At 53.6% G+C, this 12,263-nt stretch carries 11 protein-coding genes; 8 read left to right on the top strand and 3 right to left on the bottom strand.

Annotated elements, in window-relative coordinates:
- The first annotated feature begins 5 nt into the window (after positions 1–5).
- Positions 6–1,685: a ribulokinase gene (locus BM412_RS24400; RefSeq protein ID WP_091224137.1), complete on the top strand. Its 1,680-nt coding sequence runs from the start codon at positions 6–8 to the stop codon at positions 1,683–1,685.
- Positions 1,686–2,381: 696 nt separating this feature from the next.
- On the opposite strand, the gene BM412_RS32235 is transcribed toward BM412_RS24400, so the two are convergent.
- Entirely contained in the window at positions 2,382–3,386 is a 1,005-nt protein-coding gene (locus BM412_RS32235) for a hypothetical protein (RefSeq protein ID WP_177246062.1), read from the bottom strand.
- Between the two features lie 155 nt (positions 3,387–3,541).
- Here BM412_RS32235 and BM412_RS24390 point away from each other — a divergent pair, with 155 nt between their 5' ends.
- Positions 3,542–4,378: an alpha/beta fold hydrolase gene (locus tag BM412_RS24390; RefSeq protein WP_091224136.1), complete on the top strand. Its 837-nt coding sequence runs from the start codon at positions 3,542–3,544 to the stop codon at positions 4,376–4,378.
- Positions 4,379–4,456: 78 nt separating this feature from the next.
- Here the strand turns inward: BM412_RS24390 and BM412_RS24385 are convergent, their stop codons facing one another.
- Positions 4,457–6,679, bottom strand: a complete 2,223-nt coding sequence (locus tag BM412_RS24385) for a methyl-accepting chemotaxis protein (RefSeq protein ID WP_091224135.1) — start codon at positions 6,677–6,679, stop codon at positions 4,457–4,459.
- 191 nt (positions 6,680–6,870) lie between these two features.
- Positions 6,871–7,482: a superoxide dismutase gene (locus BM412_RS24380; RefSeq protein WP_091224134.1), complete on the bottom strand. Its 612-nt coding sequence runs from the start codon at positions 7,480–7,482 to the stop codon at positions 6,871–6,873.
- A 293-nt stretch (positions 7,483–7,775) separates the two neighbouring features.
- Between BM412_RS24380 and rfbC the strand changes: the two genes are divergently transcribed.
- From rfbC to lepB, 6 genes are all read left to right on the top strand, one after another.
- A complete protein-coding gene (gene rfbC, locus BM412_RS24375; RefSeq protein ID WP_091224133.1) occupies positions 7,776–8,333 on the top strand; it encodes a dTDP-4-dehydrorhamnose 3,5-epimerase in 558 nt (185 codons plus the stop codon).
- Between the two features lie 8 nt (positions 8,334–8,341).
- Positions 8,342–9,331 carry a dTDP-glucose 4,6-dehydratase gene (gene rfbB, locus BM412_RS24370; RefSeq protein ID WP_091224132.1) on the top strand — a complete coding sequence of 330 codons (990 nt, stop codon included), beginning with the start codon at positions 8,342–8,344 and terminating at the stop codon, positions 9,329–9,331.
- Between the two features lie 20 nt (positions 9,332–9,351).
- Complete coding sequence (gene rfbD / locus BM412_RS24365; protein WP_091224626.1) at positions 9,352–10,200, top strand: dTDP-4-dehydrorhamnose reductase; 849 nt, start codon at positions 9,352–9,354, stop codon at positions 10,198–10,200.
- 270 nt (positions 10,201–10,470) lie between these two features.
- The gene (locus BM412_RS24360) at positions 10,471–10,893 is read left to right on the top strand and encodes a GNAT family N-acetyltransferase (protein ID WP_091224131.1); all 423 of its coding nucleotides are present in this window, start codon (positions 10,471–10,473) and stop codon (positions 10,891–10,893) included.
- Between the two features lie 128 nt (positions 10,894–11,021).
- The gene (locus BM412_RS24355) at positions 11,022–11,573 is read left to right on the top strand and encodes a DUF402 domain-containing protein (RefSeq protein WP_091224130.1); all 552 of its coding nucleotides are present in this window, start codon (positions 11,022–11,024) and stop codon (positions 11,571–11,573) included.
- Between the two features lie 5 nt (positions 11,574–11,578).
- Complete coding sequence (lepB, locus tag BM412_RS24350; RefSeq protein ID WP_091224129.1) at positions 11,579–12,262, top strand: signal peptidase I; 684 nt, start codon at positions 11,579–11,581, stop codon at positions 12,260–12,262.
- The last annotated feature ends 1 nt before the right edge of the window (position 12,263 follow it).

Raw genomic sequence — 12,263 nt, 5'->3', positions numbered from 1 at the left:
TAATGATGAATCTTAAATATGCAATTGGCGTTGACTATGGTACGGAGTCCGGTCGCGCGGTGCTTGTTCGTTTGTCCGATGGAGCCGAGATTGCCGAGCATGTCACCCCTTATCGCCATAATGTCATTGATGAGCGTTTGCCTGAAACCGGCTTGAAATTGGAGCATGATTGGGCGCTTCAGCACCCGGCCGACTATATTGAGGTACTGGAGCAATCCGTGCCCGCGGTCGTGCGTGCATCGGGCATTGATCCTGCCGCTATTATCGGGCTTGGCATTGATTTCACGGCTTGCACGATGCTGCCGATTAATGAAGCAGGTCAGCCGCTGTGCTTCGATCCGGCTTACAAGGAGAATCCGCATAGCTGGGTGAAGCTGTGGAAGCACCATGCGGCGCAGGATGAGGCGAACCGCATTAATGAAATCGCAGCGGCACGCGGAGAAGCGTTCCTGGCTCGCTACGGCGGCAAAATCTCCTCGGAGTGGATGCTCGCGAAAGTATGGCAGATCTTGAATGAAGCGCCGGATATTTATGAAACCGCGGATAAATTCGTTGAGGCGACCGACTGGGTCGTTGGTCAAATGACGGGCAACATTGTACGCAACAGCTGCACGGCCGGCTACAAGGCGGTTTGGCATAAGCAAGACGGTTATCCGAATCGCCCTTTCTTGAAAGCGCTTGACGAGCGGCTCGAGGATTTGGCGGAAACGAAGCTGCGCGGCGATGTTCTTCCGCTCGGCACGAAGGCCGGCGAGCTTACGGCTGAGATGGCTGCTCGAATAGGGCTTGCTGCAGGCACGGCCATTGCAGTCGGCAACGTCGATGCCCATGCGGCCGTTCCGGCGGTTGGCGTGGTAACGCCGGGCAAGCTGGTTATGGCGATGGGTACTTCGATCTGCCACATGCTGCTTGGATCGGAAGAGAAGCAAGTGGAAGGTATGTGCGGCGTGGTCGAAGACGGCATCATCCCGGGCTATTATGGCTATGAGGCGGGGCAATCGGCGGTTGGCGATATTTTTGCGTGGTATGTGGATGAGGCAGTTCCTGCCTATGTCGTTGAGGCGGCCAAAGTCGAAGGAATCAGCGTCCACGAATGGTTGGAGAAGGCTGCAGCTGGGCTGAACGTCGGCGAATCCGGCGTGCTCGCACTCGATTGGTGGAACGGCAACCGTTCTGTGCTCGTCGACACGAACTTGACCGGCACGCTGGTGGGGCTGACGCTGCTTACGAAGCCGCAGGAAATTTACCGCGCCTTGCTGGAAGCAACCGCATTCGGCACGCGCAAAATCATCGATGCTTTCCACAGCAACGGCGTGGAAGTGCACGAGCTTTACGCCTGCGGCGGGTTGCCTCAGAAGAACCATTTGCTGATGCAGATCTACGCAGACGTCACCAACCGCGAGATCAAAATCGCGGCCTCGAAGCAAACGCCTGCGCTCGGCGCAGCCATGTTCGGCGCAGTCGCAGCCGGAGCGGACAAGGGCGGCTACGACAGCGTCGTCGACGCAGCGGCAGCTATGGCCCGCGTTCGTGAAGAAACGTTCAAGCCAATCCCGGCGAACGTCGCGGTCTACGAGAAGCTGTACGCCGAGTACAACCTGCTTCACGATTACTACGGCCGTGGCGCAAACGACGTCATGAAGCGCTTGAAAGCGATCAAGGAAGAAGCGAGCAGCACGCATTAATACATTTATTGAAGCGTGGTGAGGCAGCAGTTTGGCTGCTTCACCACGTTTTTTGTTTGTCGGCGACGCTGATCGCGGAAAGAAGCTGAGAGTGGGGAAACAGCGCTCTCTGCGTTCCAGCTAACCCATTTGGCGCCGTTGTGGAAGTGAGAGTTGGAAAACCCTACTCTCACGGCCGAAACTGTGCCGAAATGAAGCTGAGAGTCGGAAAAACCGTCTCTCAGCAGTCAAACTAACTAATCTGGCCTGGCGTATTGAAATGAGAGACGGAAAATCCGACTCTCACGGCCGAAACTGTGCTGAAATGAAGCTGAGAGTCGGAAAAACCGTCTCTCAGCAGTCAAACGAACTAATCTTGCCCGGCGTGTTGAAGTGAGAGACGGAAAATCCGACTCTCACGGCCGAATCAGCGCTGAAATGAAGCTAAGAGTCGGAGAAACCGACTCTCAGCAGTTAAACTAACTAATTTGGCCCGGCGTGTTGAAGTGAGAGACGGAAAATCCGACGCTCACGGCCGAAACTGCGCTGAAATGAAGCTGAGAGTCGGGAAATCCGCCTCTCAGCAGTCAAACTAACTAATCTACCTCAGCTCCGGAGCCAGAGAGTCGGGAAAACTGCTATCAGGCCGAAGCAGCCAATGCCTAAAACAAAAACCCGCCCGCAGTAAATAACTGCGGGCGGGTTTTGCTATCCAAGTTAGCCTTGGTTGTTTTCTTCCAAGAGCTGAAGCTGTGCGTAGTTGTTTTCGATTTGGTCGGGGTGAAGTCCGAAATGCTCATCATCCCCGCGCGGGCCACCGAATGGGGATACCGTGAGTTCAAGACCAACGGTGTCGTTGAATTGAACCGGCAGGTACAGCAGCGACTCCGGAATGCGGCGACCGTTGAGGCGCAAAATGGTGTCAACACTGCCGACAGTAGCAACGCCATTGACGGATATGATACGGCCGTTATTGCCGAATCGTACAACACCTGTGCCTGCGAGTGCTTGCGCTAAGGTCATGTTCGGGAAGTGTCTTACGTTATACACCTGTGTTACCCAAGGGAAGAACGTTCCACCGTTGATGACGACCCTCACAAACCGCTGACCCGGTCCTGGGAACGGTCCTGGTCCCGGAATCGGAATAGGGATCGGAATCGGAAATGGGAACGGTGGAGGTGGGAATGGTCCTGGTCCAGGTGGGAATGGTGGAGGAGGGAAAGGTCCTGGCCCTGGTGGGAAAGGACCCGGTCCTGGAGGGAATGGCCCCGGTCCAGGACCTGGCCCTGGCCCCGGCCCAGGCGGAAATCCGCCGCCGCCCCCGCCAGGGAAGCCGCCGCCTCCGCCGGGGAAGCCTCCGCCTCCGCCGGGGAAGCCGCCGCCCCCGCCAGGGAAGCCGCCGCCCCCGCCGGGGAAGCCGCCGCCCCCGCCAGGGAAGCCGCCGCCTCCGCCAGGGAAGCCGCCGCCTCCGCCAGGGAAACCGCCGCCCCCGCCAGGGAAGCCGCCGCCGCCCCCGCCAGGGAAGCCTCCGCCGCCGCCGGGGAAGCCGCCGCCCCCGCCAGGGAAGCCGCCACCACCGCCGCCGCCGCCGGGGAATACTCCGCCGCCGGGAAGCATGCCGCCTGCGCCTCCGGGAAACGCGCGTGGTCCGCCGCAGCCACAATCCGAATATTTACTGGAGTAGCCGGCAGGCGCACCAGGAATATACGTGTAGTAACTCATGTATCAAACTCCTTTTCCAAAAACGTGGATAGGTAATTGTCTCGGTTCAGTGTATGCGGCTATCGCCTATCTGGTGTTTGACTTTGGCAGGTTTCGATACTATGTAAACCCGCCTCGCGGTATACATATAGAGATGGGAGAAAGGTGGCTGATCGATGGGGTTCTATGTGGAAGCAGAGCGCGGTGTAAAGGTGTACGTCGAAGATGTCGGGTACGGCAGACCGGTCGTATTCGTGCACGGTTGGCCGGTCAATCGCCAAATGTGGGAGTACCAGTTGAATGCGGTGCCGAAATATGGTTTTCGCTGCATCAGCATCGATTTGCGGGGCTTTGGCAAGTCGGATGCTCCTTGGCATGGGTACAATTACAATCGGATGTCCGATGACATTCGAATGGTGGTGGAGTCGCTCGGCATCCAGAACGCAACGCTGGTCGGCTTCTCCATGGGCGGTGCCATCGCCATCCGCTACATTACACGACATGCTGCCCGCGGAATGTGCGGACTGGTCCTCGCGGCCGCCGCTGCACCGCTGATGACCCAGCGTCCCGGCTATCCCTACGGCAAACCAGCCTCCGAATCCGAAGCTACGCTCCTTGGGCTCATGACCGACAGACCGCAAACAATCGACAGCTTCGGCCGACTGTTCTTCCACAAACCAATCAGCGACCCTTTCCGCACATGGTTCAACGGTCTAGGATTCGAGTCATCCCCCTACGGTGCCATCGGAGGGACGAAAGCGCTGCGGGACGAGGATCTTCGCGCAGACTTGGCCCATGTTCATGTACCGACAACGATTCTGCACGGCAAGCAAGACCGCATCGTTCCGTTCGCGCTTGGCGAGCTGCAGCATCAAGGCATTCGGAACTCCAGATTCATTCCTTTCGAGGATAGCGGTCATGGCCTGTTCTACGATGAAAGGGAGAAGTTCAACCTGGAGCTGCTGAGCGTACTCACAGGCAAATTAGGCCCACACACGCCTATCTACGAATAAAGCCGACAAAAGCCCCTCCAATCGCGGCATCCGCAATCGAAGAGGCAAGACTTATCCATTATCGCGTGCAAACCTCACTCAGCGCTTGCGAGCCTCGCTCAGTTGGAACTGTCCGACCAGCTGCTGCAAGAACGCCGTGATGGCTTCGACATGATTGGAAGTATGGCGGACGTTGACGAAGTCGCCGAGCAGCTCCTGCACATTGCCCTCGACCTCGGTCGAAATGCGACGGTTCTGCTTGCTGACCGCCGCGATTTTCTCCATGATCACAACGACCTCGTCGATAATTTGCGATTTGAGCGAATCATCTTCCTGGGTGCTGCTGAGCAGCTCCGAAGCCGCCGCGACAAGCGCCGTCCCTTCAGACACGACAAGCGTGCCTTGAGCCATCGTAGTAGTAGCGTCCTTCGCATGGACATAGATATCTTGGACGATGCTGTGCACTTCTTCCGTCGATTTCTTGGTGAGGGCGGCCAGCTTCCTGATTTCACCGGCAACTACGGCAAAACCTCTGCCTTGCTCGCCGACACGCGCCGCTTCGATGGAAGCATTCAGGGCAAGCAGATGCGTTTGCGCCGAGATTTCCTCGATAACACCGAGGACATTGCGAATTTCATCCGTTGTTTTCATGAACGATTCGATCGATCGGTTCGTTTCCGTAACGCGGCCGGCGATCTGCTCCATTTTATCGCCGATACGGAGCAATTCCCCTTGCGCCACGCCGATGTTTGCGGATGCCTTATCTTCAAGCTGTCGCAGCGTCTCGCGCATCTCGCCGGCAACATCCTTGGCGATGTCGATATCCTTCAGCTGATTTCGAATACTGAGAATCATATCCCCGATCCGGCCGCTGACACGCTCGGTTGTGCTGGCAGTCGCACCGGTAGTTTCGAGCAGTGCGCGTTGATTCGTCAACACATCGCCGGAAGCGAGCTTCACCTGCAGCATGACGCCTTCGAGGGAGTCGATCATGTTGTTAATCCATTTGGCCAGCTCACGGGTTTCGTTAGCCGGAAACAAACTCGTATCAAGCCGCTGGGTGAGGTCGCCTTTTCCTTCGGCATTAATACGGATAAACCGGTTCAGCCTGCGCATTTGGAGAGAAGTCACCTGGTTGCCTTTGCGATCCAACGACCATACCATGGCCAGTCCAAAAATTAAATTGAAGACGCCGACAATAACAGCGCCTGCAACCGGCATGGCGTTCGTGAACAGATAGTACGCGAGAATAGTTCCAAGCGCGCCTAACGCTGCCAGCCAGCCTAACGCAAGTCTGAATTGGGTGAATCGAATGCTCCGAATGCGGTACACTTCTTCCAAATCACCCTCGCACATCATCCCCCACATATCCGGACAATGGGGAAGCCGGAACGTCACACCTTTGCCGATAACGGGGATATGGCGATAATCCGAATAACCCGGAAACTCTACGAACAGGTTGCTGCCGTTCCGAATGGTGTTCGCTACGCCGGGATGAAGCTGGCCTGTAGCAGGATCCGTGAATACGAGCTCCAGCTCCGTGTGTTCCTTAACGGAAACGACGCCCCAGTCCGTGGTTACGCCGTCCATCAAATTCTCGCCATGAGTAAACGTGCGGTCCTCGAACCTGCTACGAGATAAAGCAGTTCCCGGTGCGATATGCGTATTCAGCACGGGACGCGCCATGAACAGATAGTTATCCCCGGAGTCGGGATACACGTGACCGGATTCCCGCTGGATAAGATCGCCGATGACATCGTTTGGCACTCGGCCGCAGAGCGCGCCTTTCCACTTGCCGCCAAGCAGGATTGGAGAGATGAAGAGAAGCGTCATTTTATCGTGAAAAGAAGACGAGCTCGGCCCGATCTTCAGCGTCCAAGGATCGGCATAGGGACCAAATAAGCAGTTGCGGCCGCTTGGCGCGCCGCCCTTCGAATAGGCTAGGCCCGGCTCTAGCAGACTGCCCGTTCCATAAAGCTCGCCGGTATGGCTTGTCTCTGTTGAGAAAGCAACGCGGCCGTTCTCGTCAAGCATGAAGATCTCTGAGAAATCCGAGGCGCGTGCCCGAGTTCCTGCGAATAAACGCTCCAAGGCGGAAGGATCCCAAGCCTCGTCACCTGCCGCCCCGGGCTGACGGAAGGACAGCTGATGGTGCAGCCGGTCCAGATGATCCCAATATTCCGTCGTCCATGCCGTTAGAATATTCATCCGCGTATCTGCGATACCTTCAAAAATATCCGCTACATCCTCTTTCATTCCCGCATTGAGCTTGTACGACCACCATAAGGGCAATCCTTTGCGAAATCCCAACCAATCAAACATTAGGTATCCCCATCTCTCTACTTAGGTATATGGGAGGAATTATAACATGGAAATAGTTCCAATTGTCTAAAAATAATGAATTTCTTTAAAAATTGCAAATTCATGTTAGGTAGTTAGACACAGAATCGTAATGCAAACGCAAAAAGACCTCCGTGCATATAGCACGAAGGTCTCCGGATGCGAGCGAAAACTTATTTCGCTGCGTCGTAACGTTTGCCAACTTCGGACCAGTTTACAACGTTCCAGAACGCTGCAATGTAGTCAGGGCGTTTGTTTTGGTAGTTCAGGTAGTAAGCGTGCTCCCAAACGTCCAGACCAAGAAGAGGCGTGTCGCCTTCCATGATCGGGCTGTCTTGGTTCGGAAGGCTGTAAACTTTCAGCTTGCCGTCTTGGCTAAGTGCAAGCCAAGCCCAGCCGCTGCCGAAACGAGTTGCTGCCGCTTTCGCGAAGTCAGCTTTGAATTGGTCGAAGCCGCCCAGTTCGTTTGCGATAGCATCAGCGATCGCGCCTGTTGGTGCGCCGCCTGCGTTTGGTCCGATTGTTTCCCAGAACAGGGAGTGGTTAGCGTGGCCGCCGCCGTTGTTGCGAACAGCAGTGCGGATTGGTTCCGGTACGCTGTTCAGATCAGCGATCAAATCCTCGATGGATTTGCTTGCAAGCTCAGGAGCGGACTCCAGTGCTGCGTTAAGGTTAGTTACATAAGCGTTATGATGACGGTCGTGGTGAATCATCATCGTTGTTTCATCGATATGCGGCTCAAGCGCATTGTTTGCATAAGGCAAAGCGGGCAATTGGTGTGCCATTGATTAAATACCTCCTATAATATGTATCGTTTTTCATTTCCATTATGCTCGTTCTCGGGCAATAAATCAACATAAATGTTTGTAAAGTACGACCTGCTGACAACACCCTCGGAACACCTTCTAGCATGATCAAATTAACACTTTGCAATTCATGGAAAATGAAATAAAGCTGTCTATTTTCATGAAAAACCACGGACGCCTAAAGGCAATGCCGTCTTATTTTGTATATATCTATAGATAGTAGAACTTCTTGATATAGTCCGAGGGCAATGTCGTTCAAACGAGGGGTAACGATGAAAATAGTCGAAACAAGGTTAAAAGACGTCAAATTGATCGAGGCAGCGGTACATGGCGATCATCGTGGTTTTTTTATCGAGAGCTACAATCAGGAGTTGTTCGTGCAACAGGGCATCCCCCATCTTTTCGTGCAAGATAATCATTCGTTGTCAGCCGAAGCGGGCGTGCTCCGCGGGCTTCATTATCAATTGAATCCGAAAGCACAAACGAAGCTCGTCCGCGTCACGGCGGGAGCGATTTATGATGTTGTCGTGGATATTCGCGCAGGGTCGCCGACTTACGGCCACTGGCAGGGATTCATTCTAAGCGCCTCGAACAAGAGACAGCTGCTCGTACCGCGAGGCTTCGCCCATGGGTTCTGTACGCTGGTTCCAAACTGCGAGGTGCAATATAAAGTCGACGAGCTGTATTCGCCGGAGCATGACCGCGGCATCGCATGGAACGATCCGCTGCTTGCGATCGATTGGCCTGCGACAAATCCGATCTTGTCGGATAAGGATCGGGGTCATCCCCCGTTGTCCGCCGCGGAGAAAAATTTCTATTATGGAGGGTGAGTGAGCCCGTGAAAATGATCGTAACCGGCGGGGCCGGATTTATCGGCAGCAATTATCTGCAGTATATGATCGCGAAATATCCCGGCTACACCTTCATTAATGTCGACGCGTTAACCTACGCAGGCAATCCGGCTAACTTAATGTCGATTGCGAATCTCCCGAACTATCGGTTTGTGCAGGCCGACATCGCGGATCGAGCTGCGATGGAACCGATTTTCGCGGAGGGCATTGACGCCGTCGTTCATTTTGCCGCTGAATCCCATGTGGACCGGAGCATCTCGCAGCCGGATATCTTCATCCGTACAAATGTGCTCGGCACGCAGACACTGCTTGATTTGGCCAAACAATACGATGTGGCGAAGTTCGTTCACATATCCACCGACGAGGTCTATGGGACGCTTGGCGACACGGGGCTTTTCACGGAGTCGACGCCGCTTGCGCCGAACAGTCCGTATTCGGCCAGCAAAGCGGGAAGCGACCTGCTTGTCCGAGCCTATCATGAAACGTACGGCATGAACGTGAACATTACGCGCTGCTCGAACAATTACGGACCCTATCAGTTTCCGGAAAAGCTTATCCCGCTCATGATTCAACGAGCGCTCGCCGGTCAGCCGTTGCCTGTCTATGGAGATGGCCTCAACGTGCGCGATTGGCTGCATGTCGAGGATCATTGCAGCGCCATTGACCGCGTGCTGCACGCGGGACGTCCCGGCGAAGTGTACAATGTGGGCGGAAACAATGAACGCAGCAATATCCAAGTGGTTTCGACCATCCTATCGGAGCTTGGCAAGCCGGAATCGCTCATTTCGTTCGTTCAAGATCGTTTGGGTCATGATCGCCGATACGCCATCGATGCGGACAAGATCCGAACAGAGCTGGGGTGGACACCTAAGTATGATTACCAATCCGGCATAAAATCCACGATTCAGTGGTATCTGAATCATCAAGCTTGGATTGAACATATTCGCTCAGGCGCTTACTTGGGAGGTCGCTCATGACAGCTGCCAAGCAGGATGAACTGAAGATTCTCGTCACAGGCGCTAACGGTCAGCTGGGAATGGAACTCGTGGAACTGAATGTCCGGCCGGGAATACATATTCTTGGTTATGGGCGAGACAACCTCGATATTACAAACTCGGAGCAATGCGCCGATGTCGTGAACGCCTATCGCCCGGATGTCATTATCCATTGCGCCGCCTACACGGCGGTGGACAAGGCGGAATCCGACGCGGATGAAGCGTACCGAATCAATGCATGGGGCACGCGCAATGTCGCTATGGCCGCGAAAGCATGCGGCGCCAAGTTCTGCTACATCAGCACGGATTATGTGTTTGATGGCAAAGGCAATGAGCCGTACGAGATCGAGGAGCCGACCAATCCGCAAACGGTCTATGGGCAAACGAAGCTCGCCGGCGAGTTGGAAGTTGCGGCGCTGCTCGATCGCTATTACATCGTTCGCACGTCGTGGGTGTATGGGAAATACGGGAATAATTTTGTCCGTACCATTCTCAAGCTGTCGAGTGAGCGAGATCGGCTGAAGGTCGTCCACGATCAAATCGGATCTCCTACCTATACGCTTGATCTGGCTGGTTTTCTGATCGAGCTTGTTCAAACCGACAAGTACGGCGTCTATCATGCCTCCAATACCGGGAGCTGCTCATGGTTTGAATTTGCGCAAGAGATTGTACAGAGCAGGGACATGGCCAGTGCGACCATCACGCTTGTGCCTTGTTCGACAGCGGAATTTCCGAGACCTGCGGCCAGACCGGCATATTCCGTCATGAGCCACTCCGCGATCGAGCGGGCCGGTTTGCAAGACCTAAGACCATGGCGGGATGCATTGGCGCACTATATGAAGCATTCGTAAGGAAAAGTGCCCATGTGGCACTTTTTTTGGGTTGATTGATAGCGTTAATGTTATGAAAACGCTTAAATTAAAGCGTTTTCAATAGAATGATGTAGATTTATTATATTTTTTAAGGATTTTTAAAGATTTTAGAAGGAATTCGAGCGAATTTGTCGTATTATTAATTTTACCTAAAGAAGAAGGGCTGTCGCTGTCTGCTTGAAGCGAAGTTGATTTCTTCCCTAGCTATGCCGTTATTTCCATACTGCGTTTGAAGAGGAGCTTAAAGTTATGGACGTTCGATCCTTCCAATTAGCTGATTATCGGCCCGTTACGGAACTGCTGGAGACTGTGCTGTCAGAAGAATGCTATGAACAAACGATGGAGGCTTTCGGCCGCCAACTATCATGGGACAGTGAGCTGGTACTCGTTGCTGCGGTTGAAGATGAAATCGCAGGCATCATTATCGGGACGATAGACAAGGGCAGAGGTTACTATTACCGTATTGCCGTGCATCCGAATTACCAACGTCAAGGATTGGGCAAAGAGCTGATTCGCTCCCTGCGTGGACGATTTGAGCAGCGGAATGTAACGAAAATCATGGTGACGGCCGACGAACATAACGAGCCGATTCTTTCGCTTTATGAATCATTGGGTTATGCTACAACGGACTTTTTCCGTTCCTTTCAGAAATTAAGCATTGTTGCCGGTTAAGCGACAATTCGATTCAAGCACTTATAAATAAGCAATTATGGACAAGCATATCTAAGGCGTCATTGATTTTGGCGTACAGATATGCTTTTCTTATAGTAAGAAAGTACCTCGCTAGGAGTATTACGCTTATGACAACGTACCGTCCTTGTGTTATCAAGAGTTTCAAGAATAACGGCCATTTGCACCGGATGTGGCTGGAGAATTGGCAGGTGCCGGCAGAGCTGCTGGCAAGCGAGCATGCGGCGGAATCGATGCATGTGTTCATCAACAGACAGACACCTATCCAAGAGGCGGACGGCAAGCAGTGGATTAGCCGAGTGCCTGCGGTATCCTTCTTTATCCCCGGCGAGTGGTTCAATGTGGTTGGTCTGCTCGAGGATCATGGCGTTCGCTACTATTGCAATGTGGCCTCCCCCCTTTTCTTCAAACATGATGTTCTCACTTACATTGATTACGACCTCGATGTTATCGTGCCCCGCGGAGGGAAAGCGCAAGTCGTCGATCAAGAAGAATATGAGCTCCATAAGATTGCCTATCACTATTCGGAAGAAGTTAACCGAAAAGTAATGGAGGGGCTCGGTGCGCTGCTGAAGCGGATCGAGAACGGACAAGCCCCTTTCAACGATGACCTTATTCTTGGTTACTTTGAGGCGTGGAACAAACATATGGGCGAGGTGTAGCAGCTATGAACGTCAATCCCGGTTCGGATACGGAGTCTTCGCAGCGTGCGGAGCAGACAGAATTCGGGCCGCGCAAACGGCCTGGCTCCCCGAAGGTTAAGGTGAAAGCAAAGGCTGCAAGGACTTCCTCTTCTTCTGCGAACAAGGAGTCGAAGGCGCTGTCACCATGGGTTGCTGAATTGCGCAGCTGGTTTATCACACTGGCGATTGCCGCTGTGGTCGTTCTTTGCTTGAATGTATTCGTGTTTAACCTCTCTACGGTCAAAGGGCAGTCCATGGAGCCGACCTTGTATGAGAAGGAATGGCTGTTTGTGAATAAGGCTACTTACTTAATGGGCTCACCTAAGCAAGGTGATGTGGTCATTCTGAAGGACCCATCAAACGGAATCGAACATAAAGAATATTTGGTTAAACGGATTATTGGGATGCCTGGCGATTCGATCGAAATTCGCGAAGGGCAGCTGTATCGCAACGGGAAGCTCGTAGTAGAGTCTTATACAGACATCGAAATCGAAGATTCGGATTATGGACCGGAGACGGTCACAGCCGATCATTATTTTGTGATGGGCGATAATCGCCACAATAAGGCGAGTCGCGACAGCCGGTCGTTTCAGGCTGTGCCGCGGGATATGATTCTTGGCCGTGCAGATTACATTCTGTGGCCGATCAGCAAATTGAACCATTTGTAGG

The sequence above is a fragment of the Paenibacillus sp. BC26 genome, from assembly GCF_900116125.1.
In the GTDB taxonomy this organism is placed as follows: domain Bacteria; phylum Bacillota; class Bacilli; order Paenibacillales; family Paenibacillaceae; genus Paenibacillus_Z; species Paenibacillus_Z lignilyticus.
This window is presented reverse-complemented; position numbering and strand designations above follow the sequence as displayed.

Bases quoted from the DNA above. Each gene is read 5' to 3' on its own strand.
- rfbC (WP_091224133.1), top strand. From the start codon at position 7,776: ATGAAAATAGTCGAAACAAGGTTAAAAGACGTCAAATTGATCGAGGCA.
- BM412_RS24355 (WP_091224130.1), top strand. From the start codon at position 11,022: ATGACAACGTACCGTCCTTGTGTTATCAAGAGTTTCAAGAATAACGGC.
- lepB (WP_091224129.1), top strand. From the start codon at position 11,579: ATGAACGTCAATCCCGGTTCGGATACGGAGTCTTCGCAGCGTGCGGAG.
- BM412_RS24390 (WP_091224136.1), top strand. From the start codon at position 3,542: ATGGGGTTCTATGTGGAAGCAGAGCGCGGTGTAAAGGTGTACGTCGAA.
- BM412_RS24385 (WP_091224135.1), bottom strand. From the start codon at position 6,679: ATGTTTGATTGGTTGGGATTTCGCAAAGGATTGCCCTTATGGTGGTCG.
- BM412_RS24360 (WP_091224131.1), top strand. From the start codon at position 10,471: ATGGACGTTCGATCCTTCCAATTAGCTGATTATCGGCCCGTTACGGAA.
- BM412_RS32235 (WP_177246062.1), bottom strand. From the start codon at position 3,386: ATGAGTTACTACACGTATATTCCTGGTGCGCCTGCCGGCTACTCCAGT.
- BM412_RS24380 (WP_091224134.1), bottom strand. From the start codon at position 7,482: ATGGCACACCAATTGCCCGCTTTGCCTTATGCAAACAATGCGCTTGAG.
- BM412_RS24400 (WP_091224137.1), top strand. From the start codon at position 6: ATGAATCTTAAATATGCAATTGGCGTTGACTATGGTACGGAGTCCGGT.